Source organism: Sulfitobacter aestuarii (genome assembly GCF_042685005.1).
Taxonomy (GTDB): domain Bacteria; phylum Pseudomonadota; class Alphaproteobacteria; order Rhodobacterales; family Rhodobacteraceae; genus Sulfitobacter; species Sulfitobacter aestuarii.
This window is the reverse complement of the sequence record NZ_JBHUMP010000005.1, coordinates 125,735-143,246: the sequence shown is the minus strand read 5'-3', so window position 1 is coordinate 143,246 and position 17,512 is coordinate 125,735. Positions and strand designations below refer to the sequence as shown.

The 17,512-nt window shown below is 66.3% G+C and carries 19 protein-coding genes; 6 read left to right on the top strand and 13 right to left on the bottom strand.

The features are described from left to right. Positions 1–6 precede the first annotated feature (6 nt). On the bottom strand, positions 7–750 hold the full coding sequence (locus ACFSUD_RS08265; protein WP_386373293.1) for a flagellar hook-basal body complex protein: 744 nt from the start codon (positions 748–750) through the stop codon (positions 7–9). Positions 751–879: 129 nt separating this feature from the next. On the opposite strand from ACFSUD_RS08265, the gene ACFSUD_RS08260 reads away from it, so the two are divergent. The 4 genes from ACFSUD_RS08260 (at position 880) to ACFSUD_RS08245 (ending at position 6,606) form a co-directional block, all read left to right on the top strand. Then, positions 880–2,901: a hypothetical protein gene (locus ACFSUD_RS08260; protein WP_386373291.1), complete on the top strand. Its 2,022-nt coding sequence runs from the start codon at positions 880–882 to the stop codon at positions 2,899–2,901. Positions 2,902–2,967: 66 nt separating this feature from the next. Next, positions 2,968–4,260, top strand: a complete 1,293-nt coding sequence (locus ACFSUD_RS08255; protein WP_386373290.1) for a flagellar hook protein FlgE — start codon at positions 2,968–2,970, stop codon at positions 4,258–4,260. Between the two features lie 12 nt (positions 4,261–4,272). Continuing rightward, positions 4,273–5,673, top strand: coding sequence for a flagellar hook-associated protein FlgK (gene flgK, locus ACFSUD_RS08250; RefSeq protein ID WP_386373288.1), 1,401 nt, complete (start codon positions 4,273–4,275; stop codon positions 5,671–5,673). Between the two features lie 30 nt (positions 5,674–5,703). After that, on the top strand, positions 5,704–6,606 hold the full coding sequence (locus tag ACFSUD_RS08245; protein WP_386373286.1) for a flagellin N-terminal helical domain-containing protein: 903 nt from the start codon (positions 5,704–5,706) through the stop codon (positions 6,604–6,606). Positions 6,607–6,617: 11 nt separating this feature from the next. On the opposite strand, the gene ACFSUD_RS08240 is transcribed toward ACFSUD_RS08245, so the two are convergent. The 7 genes from ACFSUD_RS08240 to ACFSUD_RS08210 form a co-directional block, all read right to left on the bottom strand. Next, positions 6,618–7,433 (bottom strand): DUF1217 domain-containing protein, encoded by an 816-nt coding sequence (locus tag ACFSUD_RS08240; RefSeq protein WP_386373284.1) that lies wholly within the window; start codon positions 7,431–7,433, stop codon positions 6,618–6,620. Continuing rightward, the gene (locus ACFSUD_RS08235; RefSeq protein WP_386373282.1) at positions 7,430–7,849 is read right to left on the bottom strand and encodes a flagellar biosynthesis repressor FlbT; all 420 of its coding nucleotides are present in this window, start codon (positions 7,847–7,849) and stop codon (positions 7,430–7,432) included. Before ACFSUD_RS08235 ends, ACFSUD_RS08240 begins: the two co-directional genes overlap by 4 nt. Next, on the bottom strand, positions 7,849–8,247 hold the full coding sequence (gene flaF / locus ACFSUD_RS08230) for a flagellar biosynthesis regulator FlaF (protein ID WP_386373281.1): 399 nt from the start codon (positions 8,245–8,247) through the stop codon (positions 7,849–7,851). The genes ACFSUD_RS08235 and flaF overlap by 1 nt, the downstream gene beginning before the upstream one ends. Before the next feature lie 127 nt (positions 8,248–8,374). Next, positions 8,375–9,325, bottom strand: coding sequence for a flagellin (locus ACFSUD_RS08225; protein WP_386373279.1), 951 nt, complete (start codon positions 9,323–9,325; stop codon positions 8,375–8,377). 119 nt (positions 9,326–9,444) lie between these two features. Beyond that, complete coding sequence (locus ACFSUD_RS08220) at positions 9,445–9,954, bottom strand: hypothetical protein (RefSeq protein ID WP_386373277.1); 510 nt, start codon at positions 9,952–9,954, stop codon at positions 9,445–9,447. Continuing rightward, complete coding sequence (locus ACFSUD_RS08215) at positions 9,951–10,226, bottom strand: rod-binding protein (RefSeq protein WP_386373275.1); 276 nt, start codon at positions 10,224–10,226, stop codon at positions 9,951–9,953. Before ACFSUD_RS08215 ends, ACFSUD_RS08220 begins: the two co-directional genes overlap by 4 nt. Beyond that, on the bottom strand, positions 10,226–11,320 hold the full coding sequence (locus ACFSUD_RS08210; protein WP_386373273.1) for a flagellar basal body P-ring protein FlgI: 1,095 nt from the start codon (positions 11,318–11,320) through the stop codon (positions 10,226–10,228). The genes ACFSUD_RS08215 and ACFSUD_RS08210 overlap by 1 nt, the downstream gene beginning before the upstream one ends. Before the next feature lie 167 nt (positions 11,321–11,487). Between ACFSUD_RS08210 and ACFSUD_RS08205 the strand changes: the two genes are divergently transcribed. Then, positions 11,488–12,243, top strand: coding sequence for a response regulator transcription factor (locus ACFSUD_RS08205; RefSeq protein ID WP_386373271.1), 756 nt, complete (start codon positions 11,488–11,490; stop codon positions 12,241–12,243). A gap of 19 nt (positions 12,244–12,262) precedes the next feature. Here the strand turns inward: ACFSUD_RS08205 and ACFSUD_RS08200 are convergent, their stop codons facing one another. The 5 genes from ACFSUD_RS08200 to fliF are packed head-to-tail and all read right to left on the bottom strand — an operon-like array spanning position 12,263 to position 16,764. Beyond that, positions 12,263–13,279: a flagellar motor switch protein FliG gene (locus ACFSUD_RS08200; RefSeq protein ID WP_386373270.1), complete on the bottom strand. Its 1,017-nt coding sequence runs from the start codon at positions 13,277–13,279 to the stop codon at positions 12,263–12,265. 25 nt (positions 13,280–13,304) lie between these two features. After that, a complete protein-coding gene (locus tag ACFSUD_RS08195) occupies positions 13,305–14,090 on the bottom strand; it encodes a flagellar type III secretion system pore protein FliP (RefSeq protein ID WP_386373423.1) in 786 nt (261 codons plus the stop codon). Between the two features lie 53 nt (positions 14,091–14,143). Next, positions 14,144–14,473, bottom strand: a complete 330-nt coding sequence (locus ACFSUD_RS08190; RefSeq protein WP_386373268.1) for a FliM/FliN family flagellar motor switch protein — start codon at positions 14,471–14,473, stop codon at positions 14,144–14,146. Next, positions 14,470–15,129, bottom strand: coding sequence for a FliH/SctL family protein (locus ACFSUD_RS08185; RefSeq protein WP_386373264.1), 660 nt, complete (start codon positions 15,127–15,129; stop codon positions 14,470–14,472). The genes ACFSUD_RS08190 and ACFSUD_RS08185 overlap by 4 nt, the downstream gene beginning before the upstream one ends. Before the next feature lie 6 nt (positions 15,130–15,135). After that, a complete protein-coding gene (fliF, locus tag ACFSUD_RS08180) occupies positions 15,136–16,764 on the bottom strand; it encodes a flagellar basal-body MS-ring/collar protein FliF (RefSeq protein ID WP_386373262.1) in 1,629 nt (542 codons plus the stop codon). A 282-nt stretch (positions 16,765–17,046) separates the two neighbouring features. Between fliF and ACFSUD_RS08175 the strand changes: the two genes are divergently transcribed. Further along, complete coding sequence (locus ACFSUD_RS08175) at positions 17,047–17,511, top strand: flagellar basal body-associated FliL family protein (RefSeq protein WP_386373260.1); 465 nt, start codon at positions 17,047–17,049, stop codon at positions 17,509–17,511. Position 17,512: the final 1 nt, after the last annotated feature.

The following is a 17,512-nucleotide window of genomic DNA, read 5'->3' as shown; positions in this document are numbered from 1 at the left end:
CGGCGCTCAACTGTTGGACCGCAGGCGGCTCAGCGCTTCCTTGCGCAGGTCGTCGGCCGTCTTGGCCAGGGACATCGAATGTTCATAGGCGCGCTGCAGCTCGATCAGCCGCGACATCTCGGCGATCGGGCTGACGTTGGATTGCTCCACATGGCCCTGCATCAGCGCCGGTTCGAGCGTCGGGTTCAGCGGTGCGACGCCGTCGCGCGGCACCATCATCGTGCCGCTGAGCCGCTCCCAGAAGGCGATGTCGGGCGCATCGAAAACGCCGACCTGGGCGATCACCTCGCCATTGCCGCCGGAGATCGTGCCGTCGCGCGCGATGCTGATCTCGCCGCTGCCTGGCGGGATGTTGATCGGGGCGCCGCCAAGGTCGAGCAGCAGGTCGCCCGCCGTGGTGGAGAGATCCCCGGCGGCGTTCTGCACCAGGCTGCCTTCGCGCCCCAGCGCGGTCTGCCCGGTGGTGGTGAGATAGCCGAGCCAGCCGTCGCCGGTGATGGCGATGTCGAGCGGATTGCCGGTGCGGGTCAGCGCCCCCTGGCTGAGATCGGAGACCGTGCCGCGGTCGATCGCATAGCTCACCGCACCGAGATCGCCCGCGGCATTGCTCTGGGCGACGTAATTCTCGAACAGCGTCCGGGAGGCGCGAAACCCGGCGGTATTGGCATTGGCGATGTTGTTGGCGGCCACATCGGTGGCGCGTTCCAGCTGCGAAGCCCGGGCATAGGCCAGATAGCCGACATTCTCCATGCGTATCTCCCTATTTTTTCGCAGTTGATTTCTCCTCGTTTAGAGACAACAGTAGGCGCTATAGATCAAGCGAATTTTTCGCAAACAAGGCCCGAGGTGAAAACGGGTCGAATTGGGGGCCGGAGGTAGGTGACGCGGGCTTTTGCGACAGGCGGGCGGTATGGCGGCGGTGCGGTTTGCGCGCTGGTGCTGACGTTTGCCTGCGGGGTTCCGGCCAAGGTCCCGGCGGAGGTTGCGTTTATTCTCGCGTCGGGCGGGGAGGTGACTCTGAACGGCGCCGCTCCCACCGTGCCGTTCGGATCTGCGGCGCGAAATCTGCCGCAATCTCTGACTTTTTCGCAAAATCTGCCCGGCATCACCCCTGCATTGCTGCTGCAACCGCCCGCCCGGTTGCATCTGGCCGCGGAGGCGGCGAACCTCACCGCCGGGGACGAGCCGGAAGACGCCGTGGCCCCTGCCGGGAACGCGCCAACGTCCGTCCCGCGTTTCGAGACGGGGCTGATGGTTTTCCCCGAGGCCGCTCAGAGCCTGCGCGAGCAACGTGATATTTTCGCAAACTGTCTGGCCGAGGCCAGCCCGGAAGACCTGCCGCAGATCCTGCTCGATCATGCGCAGCAACTCATCGCCCGGATGATGCTGCCCGAGGCACGCGGGCTGGTGATTGCCGCCCTGCGCGACCTGCCGGAACAGGATCGCATCGCCCGCGCCCGCGGCGAAGGGTATCGCAGCCTGATCGATTATCTCGGCGCTCCGCGCGGCCCCCGCGCCGCCGAGACCCTGCCCGCGGAATGGGCCGGTGATCCGCTCTGGCCGACATTGCTGAAGCTGCAGCATGGCGCCTTGCCCGCCGCGCGCCTGACCGCGGCCCGCGCGCAGGCCGCGCTGCAGAACCCGGCGATTGCCGCGGTGCTGGCGATGGGGCTGTTCGAGGCGGCGCTCGAGGCCGGGGAGATCGCCATGGCGCGCGAGATCACCGCCGATGCCGAGGCGCTCGGAGCGCGGATGGAGCCCGACCGGCTGCTGTTGATGCGCGGGCTGCTGGCGCTGGCGGAGCGCGACGACCGCACCGCTTTTGATTTTTTCGCATGGGCAGCCGAGGGCCGCGGCCGGGCCGCCGCCGAGGCGCGGCTGCATATCGCCGATCTGGCGCTGGGACGGCGCAATCCGGGGCTGTTGCCACAGGTGCTCGACATCCTGAAGGCGGGCGTGCCGCATTGGCGCGGCGACGCGCTGGCGCTGCGGATGCGGGCGCGGTTGGCGCAGGTGGCCGAGGAGCTGCGCGATCAGGAGACGGCGATCATGGTGATGGCCGATATCATCGAGTCCTTCCCGGCCTCGCTCGAGGCGGTGCTCGCCGATGAGCGGATTCCGCTGGCGCTGACGCGGACCGAGAGACGTATCGCGCGCGACAGCCTGAGCCTCGAAGAGGGGCTGGCGCTGGCGCGGCGCATCGGGCCGCGGGTGGCGCAGCGCCCCGAATGGGTCGGGCTGCGGCTGACCCTGGCCGACAAGATCGCCGAGGCCGGGCTGCAACAGGCGGCGGTGGCGGAATATCAGGTGGTCTGGCAGGAATTGCTGGCGCTCGGCGCGAGCCGCATCGACCCGGCGCTGCAGGATCGGCTGGTCCTGCATGAGGCGCGGCTGCTGATCGGCATGGGCCGACCGAAGGCGGCGCGCATCGCGCTCGACCGCCGCGCCGCGCCGCATCCCGACGCGCCCGAAGCCGACTTCGCCTTGCTGCGCGCGCAGCTTGACGGCGCGCCCCAGGGCGGGCCGGAAAACCCCGGGGAGACGGCAACGCCGGGCGATCCGGAGCTGGCCCTCGCCCGGGCGCGCCATGCCCTGCAGGCGGGCAGCGAGGCGGCGGCGCTGGCCGCCTATCGCGCGGCGCTCGGCCGGGCGGAGGGCGCGCGCGAGAGCGATCATCTGCAGGCGATGCGCCTTGCGGCGAAGCTCGAAAAGACCCTGCCGACGAACGAAACCCCAGTCGCGACGGGCGATCTGGCCGCCCCGGCGCTGCCGGTGCTGACCGGGCTGGCGGCGCGGATGCCCGCGCTCGCCCCGGTGGCCGAGGACCTGTCGCGCGGCATGTTGGAAACCGCCGCAGCGACGACGGAGGCGGTCGATGAGCTGTTGGCCGCCATTGAATGAATTTTTCCCCCGGCCCGCACGGCACAGCCCGGCGGCCCTGACGAACTGGTTGAAGAGGATTGAGAGATGACGATTTCGAGCGCGATGCAGGCCGGGGTCTCCGGATTGCGGGCCAACGGCGAGGCCGTGAACCGGATTTCGGAGAATATCGCCAATGCGGGCACCGTCGGCTACAAGCGCAGCTTTGCCTCGATGGTCACCAATACCGCAGGGGACAGTTCCGGCGTGCGCGCCGAACGCGGCTCGGCGGTGGATCTCGCGGGCACCACCCAGAGCAGCAATTCCGGCACCGCGCTGGCGGTCAGCGGCAAGGGCTTCTTCGTGGTCTCGAAAGTCGCCAACGATCCGAACCCGGCCAATTACATGCTGACCCGCGCCGGGGATTTCAAACCCGACGCGAACGGCGATCTGGTCAATGCGGCGGGGTTCTTCCTGGCCGGGTATTCCTTTGGCGAGGACGGCACGGTGAGCGGGGTGGATCGCACCACCTTCGGCTCGCTGGAGACGGTGAACGTACAGCAGGCGACGCTGACCGCCGAGGCGTCCAGCGCGGGCAGCATCTCGGGCAACCTGCCCTCGGCGCTGACCGGCCCCGGCCCGGCACAGGCGCCCTTTATCTCGTCGCTGTCCTATTACACGCCGCTCGGCGAGCGCCAGACGCTGGGGCTGAGCTGGGCCCCGTCGAATGTGACGCCCAATGAATGGACCCTGTCGATGAGCGATGCGCAGGGCGCCGCGCTCGGCGAGGTGACGGTGAATTTCCACGATTCCGGGGAGCTCGCCGGGTCGCCTTCCGGCTACGCCTTCGCGGCCGATCCGGGCCTTGTCCCGCCGGCTGAGTTCACAATGGACGGCGATGGCAATATCCAGCTGACGCTGATGACCGGCGCCGAACCGCAGGCAATCACCATCGCGCTCGGCGCCGTCGGCAGCCATGGCGGGATCACCCAGTTCGCCGGCGATTACGAGCCGCAGCAGATCAGCATGGACGGTTCCGAAGTCTCCGCACTGAGCCGCACCGAGATCGACGAGGGCGGGGTGCTCTACGGGGTCTTCGAGAACGGGATGCGCCGCTCGCTCTACGAGATTTCCATCGCCATGGTGGACAATCCCAACGGGCTCGAACTGCTCGACGGCAATGCCTATCGGGTGACGCTGGCGTCGGGGGACGCGGTGATCAATACCGCGGGCACGGCAGGGGCGGGCACGGTGCTGTCGGGTGCGCTGGAAGGCTCGACCGTCGATATCGCGCAGGAGATGACCGATCTGATCCAGGTGCAGCGGGCCTATTCCTCCAACGCCAAGATCATCACCACCGCAGACGAGATGCTGCAGGAAACCACCAATCTGAAGCGCTGAGACTAGTCGATCATGGGTATTTCATCCGCCTTCAACATCGCCCGTTCGGGGCTCGGCGCGACGGCGCTGCAGGCCGACCTGGTGTCGCGCAACATCGCCAATGCCGATGCGCCGGGACACAGCCGCAAATCCGCGCAGCTGGTCACCGGGCAGAGCGGCGAGGTCCGGGTCGCCGGCGTGGACCGCAGTGTCAGCACCCTGCTGACGCGGCTCGACCGGGGCAATGCCGCGCGGCTTTCGGCCGGGGTGACGCTGGCGGAGGGGATCAAGGCCTATACCGATTATCTCGGCCAGCCCGAGGAGGGGATTTCCCCCGCCGCGCTGCTGAACGGGCTGAACGCGGCGGTGGCGAGCCTGTCGGGGATGCCCGGCGAGGCGGCGAGCCAGCGCGCCGTGGTCACGGCGGCCCATGCCATGGCGGGCAATCTCAACCACCTCTCCGAGGTGCTCTCGGGCGTCAATGCCGAGGTGGATTACAACCTGCGCTACGATATCAGCGCGGCCAATGACACGCTCAACGGCATCGCCGCGCTTAACAAGCAAATCCTCGGCACCGAACAGGGCAGCGCGCTGCAGGCCGAACACCGCGACCGGCTCGATAAGCTGATCGACAAGGTGACTGAATATCTCGACGTACAGGTGGTCAGCACCGCCGATGGCAGCGTGAACCTCTATACCGGCGGCGGCGCGGAGCTGGTGATCGGAACGCAGGTCCAGGATCTCGCCCATGACCGCGCCACCGGGCGACTGCGCGCCGGGGCGGTCGACATCACGCCCGGCCCCGGCGGCCGGGGCGTCAGCGGCGGGACGCTGGCCGGGCTCTTCGCGCTGAAATCCGAGGTTCTGCCCGGTTTCGGCGCGCAGCTCGATGCGCTGGCCGGGGCGCTGGTCTCGGGGTTCGAGACGGCCAACCCGGTGGCACCGGGCGGGCAGGGGCTGTTTACCGACGCGGGCAACGGTTTCGATCCGGGCGCGCTGTCCGGGCTGGCCGGGCGGATCACCGTCAACGCCGCCGTCGATCCCGAACAGGGCGGCGATGCGACGCGGCTGCAGAGCGGTGGCGGTGCCGGGGCGCTGGCGCCGGGCGATCCGGCCCGCGTCTTCGCCATGCTCGATATCTTCGCGCAGCCGGTGACAGTGGACAGCGCCGGGCTCGGCACGGGGCTCGACCTCGGCGGGCTGGCCAATGCGCTGGTCACCCAGCAGCAGGGACGGCGCAGCGCGGCCGAGGGCGAGGTGCTGGCCAGCCGCGCCGCCGGGGACACGATCGCCGCCTCGCGGGCCAATTTCCAGGGCGTCAACATCGACGACGAGATGCAGAAGCTGCTGCTGATCGAGCAGAGCTACAAGGCCAATGCCCGGGTGCTGAGCACCGTGGGCGAGATGATGGACACGCTGCTGGCGGCGGTCTGAACCGCCGGGCAAGTTTGACGAGGAAGACCGATGACACGTATTTCCACCATCGCGAGCAGCCAGATGAGCCTCAACATGCGTCTGGCGCTGGCGCGCCAGAGCAGCGAGATGAGCCGCCTGTCGCAGGAGGCCGCCACCGGGCTCAGACAGGATGTCTATGCCGGGGACGCCTCGAAAGCGGGGCGCAGCCTCGATCTGCGCGGTCAATTGGGCATTACCGAGAGTTTCATCGACGCCAACCGGCTCCTCGAGGGCAAGCTTGAGGTGATGACCGAGGCGCTGAGCTCGGTGCAGACGCTGGCCGGAGATTTTCGCAACCTGACGCTCTCGGGCGACATTGCCGCCAATCACCGCGGGACGTTCCGCGCGCAGGCCGAACATGCGCTCGGCCAGATCACCGATTTCCTCAACACCACCTATCAGGGCGGTTTCCTGTTCTCCGGTCACGAGACCGGCACCGCGCCGCTGGACCCCGACGGCACCGGCACCGGGGTGATCTATCGCGGCGGCGCGCAGGCGGCGGTGGCGCGGATCGACGCGCAGCGCGAGATGGCCTATGGGCTGACCGCGAAGGACCCGGCCTTCAACGATATTTTCGCAGGGCTCGGCATGGTGCTGAACGTGCCCGACCTCGACACGCTCAGCGATGCCGAGTTCGGGCAGCTGCGCGACAACGTGCTCGGCGCGATGAACGACGGGATCGGCGGGCTTACCGCGTTGCAGGGGCGGCTCGGCGATCAGCAGCAGCAGCTTTCCCGGCAGATCGAAAGCCAGGAAGTGCGCCAGAGGATCTATACCGGCGGGATCGGCGATATCGAGGCGGTGAACCTGGAGGAAACCGCCGTGCGGCTGCAGCAGATCGAGCTACAGCTTCAGACCACCTACCAGATCACCGCGCGGATGTCGGGGCTGAGCCTGCTGAATTATCTCTGACCCGGCGGGCCTCAGCGATAGGCCGAGGCGGAAAAGCCGCGCAGCATCTCCATATCGACGGTGAGCACGCTGTAGGTGCCCGAATTGGTCGCCGCGCTCATCAGCGCCAGCACCGGGCTCTGCACCTGCGAAGCCGCCCCGACACCGACGAAGGCCGAATATTGGCGGATCAGCTTTTCCTGCATCTCGGGATCCTGCAGATCCTCGATATCCATCCGCGCCGAAAGCATCTTCATCTTCGAATCGACATCCGCCTGGGCGAGATTGTCGGGCAGGCCGAAGGCGGTGAAGATGAAATCGGTCATCTCCTTGTCGGCGAGCACCTTGTACCAATTGCTCATCCCCGAGACCTTTTGCTCGAAGGCAAGCACCGTGCCGACGCTTTCGTTGACGCTGCTCTGGCTGTCGATCAGCCGCTGGCTGACATAGCGCTGCGTCATCTCCTTCTGCCAGTCCGGGTCCTGCAGATCGGGACCGGCACTGCCGTCGCGGGCGAAGCCGAGCGTCTCGTTGATCACCTTGTACTTGCTGTCGGTCAGCTTGTTGAGGATCGAATCCTTGTCCTCGGGATCGGCGGTGATGATCTGTTTCATCATCGCCTTCGCATAGATTTCCTTCTCGAGATCAAAGGCTTTCATCACAAAGCTGAAGACCTCGTAATCCTGCACCAGCTCCTCGACGCTGCCGATCGCGCCGATCCTCTCCTCGAAGGCGGCAATCTCGCGCTTGGCCATCGCCTCGTTGCGCACGTCATTCTCGAAGGTCTCGCGGTTCTCGCGTACCAGTGTGACGGCAAGCATCGGGGAGAGACCCTGGGTCGAGATCATGCGGGCGCGCCTCCCGGTTCCGGGGTGACCAGCGCGAGCAGACGCTGCTCATGTTCCAGCACCGGGGCGAGCGCCTTGAACGCGGCGTAAAAGTCGCGGGCGTCGAGATGGGCAAGCACCTCGCTCAGCGCCGGACCCTGGCTGTCGCGCATGATCTGGGCGAGCTCGGCGAGGATGCGCAGCGCATCGCTCACCGCCGCCTCGCGGTGCTCGGGGCTGGCCAGCGCCACCTGGCTCAGATAGCACAGCCGCCGCACCGGCGTGGTGGCGTCGGCCTCGCTCATGATCTCGTCGCCGCGCAGCACGTCCGAGCGGTTCTCGATCTCGATCACCATGCGCTGGGACCCGGCATTGCGCAGGATCGCGCCGTTGACGATCACCCGGTCATTCGGCTTGATGGTCAGCTTCAGCCCCATCAGACCGCCGCCGCCTCGGCCTGCCCCTCGAGCGCCTGGAGGATCGAGCGGTTCACATCGACCAGCACCGAGACCTTGGCCTCGCCCGCCAGCACCCGGGCGGTATGGCGTTCGATGAACATGGACAGCGAGATCAGGCTGGCGCGCAGCTCGGCGGGCAGGGAGTTCTGCGGTTGCAACAGATCGGCCTGGAAGGTCATCCACAGGGTGACATTGTCATGCAGGATGGGGCGCAGGAATTCCGCCAGCAGGGTCAGCCGGGTGCCCCGGTCATCGGCAATGTCGAAATCTTCCTGATGCGCGTCGAGCCGGGCAGTGACCTGCGCAAGCACCCGGCGCTCCATCTGGCGCGGGCTTTCGGTCTCGCGGATCGTCTTCTTGTAAGCGGCAAGGCTCATGGTTCTTCACCTTCTGGTGCTGGGGAAAGCGGGCCTACTGCCCTGTGACCCGGCCCCGTTGCGGGGCCGGGCCTGTGCCTGCAATGGCAAGCTGCTCGTTACTGAACTACTCGTTACGAAGTCACGTTTACTGGAACAGACGCAGGACGCCCTGCGGTGCCGAGTTGGCGATCGACAGCGCCTGCGTGGCCAGCTGCTGCTGGGTCTGCAACGCCTGCAGACGCGCGGCCTCTTCTTCCATGTTGGCATCGATCATCGAGCCAACGCCGGAATCGATATTGTCGCTCAGCTTGGTCAGGAACTCCTGCTGGCTTTCGATGGATTTTTCGTATTGACCGAGCTTGGTGGCAGCGTCGGTGGTTTTGGACAGCACCCCTTCGGCAGAAGCCATTAGACCGGCGAGATACGTCGCACCTGTGTCGAGCTCTGCACTTTGTTTGAAGTCAGTAGCCATGGCGGAGAAGTCCGTGACCAGACGTTTCACATCGACGGCACCGATCGTGATCGTCTTGGCAGCGAATGTACCGCCCGCGCGCGAAACTCCCGCGACCACATCAAGGTCTCTTGCGAAATCCTGTGGGGTCGCTTCGGTCGTCTGGCTCGCGGTAGTCGCGGTCAGGACACCTGTGGCGGCATCTACGGCACCTGCCGTGGTACCCGCAGTCGCGCCCGCAGCGACCAAGTCATCGCCGTTGAAGGTCGACTGGCTCAGCGTGGTCTCCATCCGCTTGACGATCTCTTTAAGATCGTTCTCGATCTCGCCATAGCCGCCTTTCGCGCCCTGTGCGAAGCTGACCTTGTCAAGAAATTCCTGGCCCAGACTTTGAATTGTTTCGGCACCAAGGCGGGCGGTGGCCACGCTGTTCTTGGTCAAGGTCAGACCGTCGTTAATCGCTGAGTTTACAGCCGAGTCGGCCTTCATCGTCTCGGAGATCTGAAAATAGGCCGCATTGTCCTTGCCCGAGGACACTTTCAGGCCCGATGAAATCCGGTCCTGGGTGGTCGAGAGGTTGTTGTTGATGTTGCGCAGAGCCTGCAGCGCGTTCATCGCGGACTTGTTGGTAATCAGAGAAGTCATGGATTCTGTCCTTTTGCGTTCTTGCTCAGGCCCCCCATTCTTGGAAGGCGACCCGTTTCTGCGGGCTATCGGGGGAGAGTGCGCGAAAAGTTGCCGAAAGGTTTCCGATCCGGCAGAAGTCAGATATTTTTCACAAAGCCGCCGGAGCCTGTGGCGGAATTGTCACGCAGCTTGCCCGCGCGGTCATAGATCCCGTCGAGGCTCTCGCGTTTGCGCAGCTGTTCGATCTCGCCGAGGATGCTGCTCGACGCCTCGGCCATGCCGCGCAGCAGGCGGCCGTTCTCGGTGAGCTGGGCCGCGAGCTCGCCGAGCAGTTCGCGCAGGCGCGAGACGTTGTCGCCGCCGTCCTGCAGGAAGGGTTCGATCACCGGCTGGCGCTGTTCGAGCGCCTTCATCAGCTCTTCCTTCTCGCCGAAAAGCTGGGCGATCCGGTCCACATCCCCGGCCCCGAGCGCGTCGTTCTCCGCGCGCAGCAGGGTCAGGGTGCTCTGCACCAATTGCTCGAAGGCGGCGATATTGGCCTCGTCCTCGCCGGTCAGCGACGGTTCACCGGCATCGCTGCGCTGGCGTCGCTCGCGGATGCGCATGCCGAGGCGCGACAGGGCGGAGGCGGGGGAAACGTGGGTCATTTGCCATAGGCTTTCATCTGCTGCGCGACCGAGGCGGTGAGCCCGATCCCGCCCGAGGCGACGATCTGCCTGGCCACGGCGTTGCCGAGCACGGAGTTGAACATCTCCTCGCCGAAACCGCCGTTCATCGTCTTGGGCATCGCATCGGCGAGCATCTGGGAGACGACGGTGCCGAGGAAGACTTCCTCGAAATCCCGCGCCGTGGCGGTGATGCGCGGGTCTTCGGCAGGGCGGGGCTGGCTCAGCGTCGGGGCGAGGGCGGTCAGATTCATCAGATGATCTCCAGATCGGCATGGAGCGCGCCCGCCGCCTTGATGGTTTGCAGGATTGAGATGATCTCGCGCGCGCCGATGCCGATGGCGTTGAGCCCGTCCACGAGCTGTTGCAGGTTGACCTGCCCGCCGACCACCGCAAAGCCGGAATCGCGGCGCTGGATCTGGATGTCTGTGGAGGGCACCACAACCGTGTCGCCGATGCTGATCGGGTTGGGCTGGCTGACCGAGGCGCTTTCGCTGACCGAGACGGTGAGCCCGCCCTGGCTGATCGCCACCTCGTCGATGCGCACGTTGGAGCCGATGACGATGGTGCCGGATTTGGCGTCGATCACCACGCGCGCCGGGCCGTCGGGCTCGACCGTCAGGTTGTCGATCGCAGCGAGCATGCCGGGAATGTCGGATTTGCCGTCGATCACGACCTCGACCGTGCCGGAATCGAGCATCCGTGCCCGGGCCGGGGCGCCGGCCTGGTTGATCGCCGCCTCGATCCGCGCGGCGGTGGTGAAATCGGGGTTGCGCAGGGCCAGCCTGATCGAGCGCATCGCGTTGAGATCAAAAGCGACTTCGCGCTCGACGATGGCGCCGTTATCGACCCGCGCCACGGTCGGTACGCCTTCGGTGACCTCCGCCGCATTGCCCTCGACCGAGAAGCCGGAGACCGAGACCGCGCCCTGGCCGACCGCGTAGATCTCGCCATCCGCCCCGGCCAGCGGCGTGACCAGCAGCGTGCCGCCGCGCAGGGAGCTGGCATCGCCGAGCGACGAGACGGTGATGTCGATCGGCGAGCCGCGCCGCGCGAAGGGCGGCAGGTCGGCGGTGACCATGACGGCGGCGGTGTTGCGCGTCTTGATCGCCTCGTTGCTGAGATTGCCCACGCCGAGCCGCCCGAGCATGCCTTCGATGGATTTGCGGGTGAAGGGCGAATTGCGCAGGCTGTCACCGGAGCCATCGAGCCCGACCACGAGACCGTAGCCGATCAGCTGGTTGCCGCGCACCCCCTCATAGGAGACGATATCCTTGATCCGCACCTGCGCCGCCGCAGCGCCCGCGCAGAGGCAGATCATCAGGCCGAGCATCAGGCGATGGAACATGGCGGCACCTTCGGTTGAACCGCGGCCATTCTGCGCTGAGTGCAATTTTTTCGCAACATGAAAGCCGCGCTACAGTAAAGCGATAAACCCCAGGTTGATCGTGATTGATCCGCCGGGCGGGCTGGCCTATCGTCACTCATAACTTTTTCGCAAATGATGGCCAGCTGATGCGCGTGTTTTTCCATGATTCCGATCCGACGCGTGCGGCGGCTCTCGCGCAGACCCTGCGGGCGCAGAAGATCAAGCTCGAAATGCCCGGCGATGCGGCGATGTTCCAGGGGCTGGCCGGGCTCGATCCGGAGGCGGCGCGACTGTTGCCGATGCTGATCGGCCTGACGGCACAGGAGGGCGCGGCGCGGATCCGGGTGTTGCGCGCCAATGGATGCGGCGCGCCGCTGCTGGCGCTGCGCGAGACGGCGGAGCCGGACGAGCTGGCGCAATTGCTCGATGCCGGGGCCGATGACGTGATCACCGCGCCCTATCCGCCGCAGGTGATCGCCGCAAAGCTGCGCGCCGCCCTGCGCGGGGCGCATGACATGCGCTCGGATCGCGTGGTCGTCGGGGCGCTGGCGGTGCATATGGACGGGCGCCATCCGGAGATATCCGGGCAGGAGGTGCGGCTCTCGACCAAGGAGAACGAGGTTCTGCGTTTCCTGGCGCTGAACCGGGGCAAGGTGCTGCCGCGCAGCGCCATTTTCGATGCGCTCTACACCTTGTCGGACTACCAGCCGCACGAGAAATCCATCGACGTGCATATCTGCAAGATCCGCCGCAAGCTCTCCGATCACACGGCCGACGGGCGCAATTATATCGAGACTTTCTCGGGGCGCGGCTATGCGCTGGCGCGGATCGGGGCAGGGGCGGAGGGGGCGACGCCGCCCTGTGCGAGCGGAACCGCGCCTGGCGCGGCTTGCTGGGCCTGAGCCGGGAAGCCATACGCGCCTAGTTTTCCAGCAGTTCGTCCTCGTCGCTCGGCAGGCGGATGATCTCCTGCTGCACCAGCTCGTTGGCGATGTCGATCAGCTTGGTCTGCGCCTCGCGGGTCTCGCGGGCGCGCACGGTGCCGAGCTCACGCATCTCGGTCTTCAGCATCTCCTGCATACGCTGGGTCAGCCCGGCGAGAATCGCATCCCGCACGTCTTTTTTCGCACCGCGCAACGCCAGCGCCAGCACATTGCCCTCGGCCATGCGGATGATCCGCTGCAGGGCTGCCGGTTCGAGCCGGATGAGATCGTCGAAAGTGAACATCTTCTGCTTGATCTGGGCAAATTCCTGCGGCGTGCGGTCGAGCAGATTTTCCGAGAGCCGCTCGAATACCTGACCGTCCATCTTGTTGAACAGCTCGGCCATGCGCTGGCGCGAATCCGGGTCGGATTTGCGCATCCCGGCGGTGAGGATCTCGGATTGGATAATCTTTTCGAGATCTTCCAGAACATGCCGCGGCAGCGCCTTCAGCCCGATCATCCGCACCGAGATCTCGGCCATCCGCTCATCCCCGAACAGGGGCAGCACCCGCGCCGCGACATCGGGCTTGATCTGGGTCAGGATGGCCGCGACGGTCTGGTCGTGCTCGCCGCTCAGCCAATTGGCGATGCTCTGTTCGTTGAGGGTGGAGAAATCCTCCCAGACGTTGCGGCTCCCCGACGGGCTGCGCAGGTCGGACATGATCTCGCTGATCTTCTCGTCGGGCATGAAACCCGACAGCATCCGCTCGGCAATGTCGATCGAACCCTGCACCCCGGCGGCGCCGGAGACATTCTCCGAAAATTCGCGGATCACCGATTCCACCGTGCTCGCCGGGATCGTGCCGAGGGTGGACATGGCATGGACCACCGCCTGAATCTCGCTGGTGGACATCATCTTCATCATTTCCGAACCGCGTTCCTCGCCCATGCACAGAAACAGGACCGCGGCCTTCTCGACGCCGCGCAGCTGGATATCGTCATGGGCAAGTTTCATCGGGTCACTCCGGGGTCAGGACGGCTCAGCCGGCGGCGTAGGATTGGATCAGCGAACCGGCAAGCATGTACCAGCCGTCGATCAGCACGAAGAAGATCACCTTGAAAGGCAGCGAGATCATGACCGGCGAGAGCATCATCATGCCTGCGCCCATCAGGATCGACGCGGTGATCAGGTCGATGGCGATGAACGGCAGGTAGATCAGGAAGCCGATGGTGAAGGCGCGGCGCAACTCGGAGATCATGAAAGCCGGGACCAGCACCGACCAGGACAGCTCGCTGCGATCCGCGGGCAGGGTGATCGCGTCGCCTTGCTCGTCCGGCAGCTGCGGCCCCGGCATGGCGGTCTGCGCGCGCCCGGCATCGGAAAACCGCTGGAACAGCGCCAGATCGGCGTCGCGGGTATTGGCGGCCATGAAGCGGTGGAACGGCGCGGCGATGCGCGGCAGCGCCTGTTCCTCGCTGATCGACCCCTCGATCAGCGGCGCCAGCCCGTCCTCCCAACTGTCCTGGAACGCCGATTGCATGACGAAGAAGGTCAGGAATAGCGCCAGCGAGGTGATCACCATGTTCGGCGGCGACTGGTTGAGCCCCAGCGCCAGCCGCAGCATCGACAGCACGATCACGAATCGGGTGAAGGAGGTCATCACCACCAGCAGCCCCGGCGCCAGCGACAGCACGGTGAGCAGGCCGAAGAGCTGGATCAGCCGTCCGGAAAGCTCGCCGCCGCCGCTTTCGCTGCCGCCGAAATTGCGCGCCAGCGCGCCCAGCGTCTCGCCGAAGGAGGCGGTCGCCTCCTGTGCACCGGCCATCCCGGCGCTCAGGACGAGCGTCGCGCAGAGCGCGGTGACGAGGGCGGGTCTGATCACTCGGTGGCCGAAATGTAGTCTTTGACGATCTCGGTGAGGGTGATGCCGATGCCGTTCTCGCCGACCCGGACCAGATCGCCGCGTGCCACCAGCCGGTCGTTGATCATCACGTCGAGCGGCGCGCCGATCTTGCGGTCGAGCTCGACAACGGAGCCGCGCGACAGGGACAGGAGCTGCGAAATCGGCATCCGGGCATGGCCGAGCACCACCTGGATATTCATCGAGACGTTGAGCATGGCGTTGACGTTCTGTCCCTCGGCAAGGCTGCGCGCCCCGTCGCTGGAGATCAGATCCGTCAACAACTCTTTTTTCGCATCATCGGTCATCGGTGGGTCCTGTCTGCAATTTGCGAGATCTCCGGGGCGGCGAGCAGCTGCAGGATCGCCTTGCAGGTCGCCTCGAAGGAATAATGCGACCGGCCGTTCTGCCAGGTGGCCTCCACATCGGTTTCGGCCAGTGTCGCGTCGGGAATGACCCGCGCCTTGCGCCCCTCGTCGGGTTCGAGCCGGGCCAGCGCCGCGCGCACATGCAGCGCCATGTCGGGAGCAACGCGGATGTCGAGGCTCGGCGAGCCGACTGCGCGGCGGATGATCCGCGCGATCTCCTCGCTGACCCGGGCGCTGCCATAGGCGGCGCCGAGTTCGGGGAAGACCTTGGCGCAGATGTCATGGACAAAACCGGTCATCTCGGTTTCGAGCCGCTGCTGATGCTCCTGCCTGTCGGCCAGCAGATCGCCGAACCGGGCGAGCAATTGCTCGGCGAGCTCGGTCTGGCGCGCCGCGATCTCCGCGCGGGCGGCGGTGAGCCCGGCCTCGTGACCGGCGGCATAGCCTTCCTGCCGGGCAGCCTCGGCGGCCTCGCGCACCGCGGCGGCCAGCGCCTCGGATGAATGCTGCGTCGCGGTTTCGGACCGGGCGCGGGCGGCGGCTTCCGCCTCGATCTCGGCGTCGAAATTACGGTCGAAAAAGCAGTCAAGGGACATTCTTCATCACGCCTTCTGATTGATCCAGTTGCGAATCGTGCGCATCGTCGCTTCCGGCTCCTTGTGGGCGAGCTGGCCAAGCTCCTCGATATAGCGGCTCATCACATGGCCCGAGACCGAGGCGATGGAGACGTAATCGACATCCGCCAGCGGGTCTTCATGGGGATCTTCGGGGTCGAGCAGCTCGCCGGTCTCGCCGCTTGGCGCGCCGACGGCGGTGCCGGGCGGTTCGGAGAGCGCCGGGTTGGCGGCGGGCTTGTCGAGCGCCGGGGCGGCGGCGAGATTGCGCAGCGCCGGACGCACCGCCAGCAGGATCACCAGCGCCACGATGACGATACCGCCGAGCACCCGCAGCAGCGATCCGAAATTGCGCGCCAGCATGTCGCCGAGCCCGAGCCCGCCGACCTCCGCCGTGCGCGGCGGGCCGGTGACGAATTGCAGATTGTCCACCGTGACGATATCGCCGCGGTCCTCGTCGATCCCGGCGGCGGAGCGCACCAGCGCGGTCAGCCGGGCGATGTCCTGATCGCTGCGCGGGACATAAGTGCCGTCCGCGTCCCAGGAGCCGTTGACCAGCGCCGCCACGGTGATGCGCCGCACGCCGCCCGCCTCGGTGATCCGCTCCGAACGCGTGTTGCCGATCTCATAGACCACGTCATCGGAGCTGACGTCGCGGTTGTCCGACCGTGAGCCCGACGCGCCGCCTGTGTCGAAACCGGGCAGGTTGTTGGCGACATCGACATTGGCGTTGCCCGCCTCTGTGCCCGCCGATGATTCGGTGGAGGAGGAGGTCGAGCGCGCGACCTGCTGGTCGGGGTCGTAGCTTTGCTGCACCACCACTTCGCGCGAGGTATCGAGATCGACAGCGACGCGGACCCGGACGTTCTCCGCCCCGACATGGGCGCCGAGGATGTTCTCGACATTGCGGCGCAGCCTTTCCTCGATCTCGGCCCGCGCCCCGGCAATGCCGCTACCTGCGATCGCGTCCTCCTCGGTCAGGATCGCCTCGCCGGTGCCGGACAGGATCGTCACCCGGTCCGGCGCGAGCCCCGGCACGGCGGCGGCCACGAGGCTGCGGATCGCCAGCGCCTGGCGCCGGGTGACCGACTGGCCGCGGCGGGCATGGACGACGACCGAGGCGGAGGGGTCGGGCCGCTCCTGCGAAAAAGTTTCGCGTTCAGGCAGAACCAGATGCACCCGCGCCTGTTCGACCTTGTCGATGGTCTCGATCGACCGGGCCAGCTCGCCCTCCAGCGCGCGCAGCCGGTTGACCCGCTGCAGGAAGCTGTTCATGCCGATTCCCGAAGCGGTGTCGAAGATTTCCCAGCCGGTATTGCCCTCGGCGGGCAGCCCGGCGCTGGCCAGCGCCATGCGGGCGCGGGCGATATCGGCTTCGGGCAGCGAGATGACCGTGCCGTCGGCGGAGACTTTCGGAGCGAATCCGGCGGTTTCCAGTTCCGAGATCATGCGCGAGGCATCCGCGGCGTTCACATCCATGGCCAGCGGACGGTATTGTGGCGCCAGCGCCACAGAGAGCCCGACGAGCAGCGCCGTCATCACCCCCAGGGCCACCGCCGCCATCACCAGGAGCCGAGTCCGCCCGAGCCCCTTCAGATTTTGGATGAGATCTGTCACAGCCGCCTGATTTATTGGGTGAGAATTGTTCTTTGCGAAAATGATATGGACTCTGCGGCCCGGCCTCAAGGAAATTTTTCGCAAACCTGCCCCGGACCTGTGCGCTCCGTGCCGCAGTGTTGCGGCAAGACAGCAACACTTCTGCATCTCGGTTCCGGCATCTTCCCATAGACCAGGAGTCCTGATAATCAATATGCGAAAAAGTTGAAGAGGTCGGGAGCCGAAACCATGTCTGATTCCTCCTCTGCTCCTGTCAGATCGAAATGGGCGGGCAGGGTCATTTTGATCAGCGTTCTCGTCGCCTTCCTCGCCGGCGGCGGTCTTGGTGCCTATGCCTGGCAGGCATTGGGCCCGGGCTTCGCACCCGCGCAGGACCCGGCCGCCGCGCCCTCCGACGCCCCGGGCAAACCGGCCAGCGCGCGTATCGAGTTCGAGCTCGGCAAGACCACCGTCGCGCTCGGCCTGCCGCCCGGCGAGCGGCCGCGCTATCTGATGATCGCGCCGGTCGTGGTGTTCAGCTTCACCGATCCGAAAGTCATCGACGGGGTCGAGAAGGATCCGCTGCCCGGTGCCGCCGCGGTGCTGCGCGACGGATTCGTAGAATACCTGTCGCAGCTGCATCTGCGCGAGGCCGAGGGCAGCGCCGGGATCGTGCGGATCCGCAGCGAATTGCTGCGCCGGGCGCGCGCGCTTTATCCGGAAAATGACGTCAGGGAGGTCCTGTTGCAGGACTTTCTGGTGCAATAGC

Excerpts from the sequence above, each read along its gene's own strand:
- ACFSUD_RS08205 (WP_386373271.1), top strand. The coding sequence starts at position 11,488 with ATGCGCGTGTTTTTCCATGATTCCGATCCGACGCGTGCGGCGGCTCTC.
- ACFSUD_RS08235 (WP_386373282.1), bottom strand. The coding sequence starts at position 7,849 with ATGGGGCTGAAGCTGACCATCAAGCCGAATGACCGGGTGATCGTCAAC.
- ACFSUD_RS08265 (WP_386373293.1), bottom strand. The coding sequence starts at position 750 with ATGGAGAATGTCGGCTATCTGGCCTATGCCCGGGCTTCGCAGCTGGAA.
- ACFSUD_RS08220 (WP_386373277.1), bottom strand. The coding sequence starts at position 9,954 with ATGACCCACGTTTCCCCCGCCTCCGCCCTGTCGCGCCTCGGCATGCGC.
- ACFSUD_RS08195 (WP_386373423.1), bottom strand. The coding sequence starts at position 14,090 with ATGGCCGGTGCACAGGAGGCGACCGCCTCCTTCGGCGAGACGCTGGGC.
- ACFSUD_RS08225 (WP_386373279.1), bottom strand. The coding sequence starts at position 9,325 with ATGACTTCTCTGATTACCAACAAGTCCGCGATGAACGCGCTGCAGGCT.
- ACFSUD_RS08215 (WP_386373275.1), bottom strand. The coding sequence starts at position 10,226 with ATGAATCTGACCGCCCTCGCCCCGACGCTGAGCCAGCCCCGCCCTGCC.
- ACFSUD_RS08200 (WP_386373270.1), bottom strand. The coding sequence starts at position 13,279 with ATGAAACTTGCCCATGACGATATCCAGCTGCGCGGCGTCGAGAAGGCC.
- ACFSUD_RS08185 (WP_386373264.1), bottom strand. The coding sequence starts at position 15,129 with ATGTCCCTTGACTGCTTTTTCGACCGTAATTTCGACGCCGAGATCGAG.
- ACFSUD_RS08255 (WP_386373290.1), top strand. The coding sequence starts at position 2,968 with ATGACGATTTCGAGCGCGATGCAGGCCGGGGTCTCCGGATTGCGGGCC.
- ACFSUD_RS08240 (WP_386373284.1), bottom strand. The coding sequence starts at position 7,433 with ATGATCTCGACCCAGGGTCTCTCCCCGATGCTTGCCGTCACACTGGTA.
- flaF (WP_386373281.1), bottom strand. The coding sequence starts at position 8,247 with ATGAGCCTTGCCGCTTACAAGAAGACGATCCGCGAGACCGAAAGCCCG.
- ACFSUD_RS08245 (WP_386373286.1), top strand. The coding sequence starts at position 5,704 with ATGACACGTATTTCCACCATCGCGAGCAGCCAGATGAGCCTCAACATG.
- ACFSUD_RS08190 (WP_386373268.1), bottom strand. The coding sequence starts at position 14,473 with ATGACCGATGATGCGAAAAAAGAGTTGTTGACGGATCTGATCTCCAGC.
- ACFSUD_RS08210 (WP_386373273.1), bottom strand. The coding sequence starts at position 11,320 with ATGTTCCATCGCCTGATGCTCGGCCTGATGATCTGCCTCTGCGCGGGC.
- flgK (WP_386373288.1), top strand. The coding sequence starts at position 4,273 with ATGGGTATTTCATCCGCCTTCAACATCGCCCGTTCGGGGCTCGGCGCG.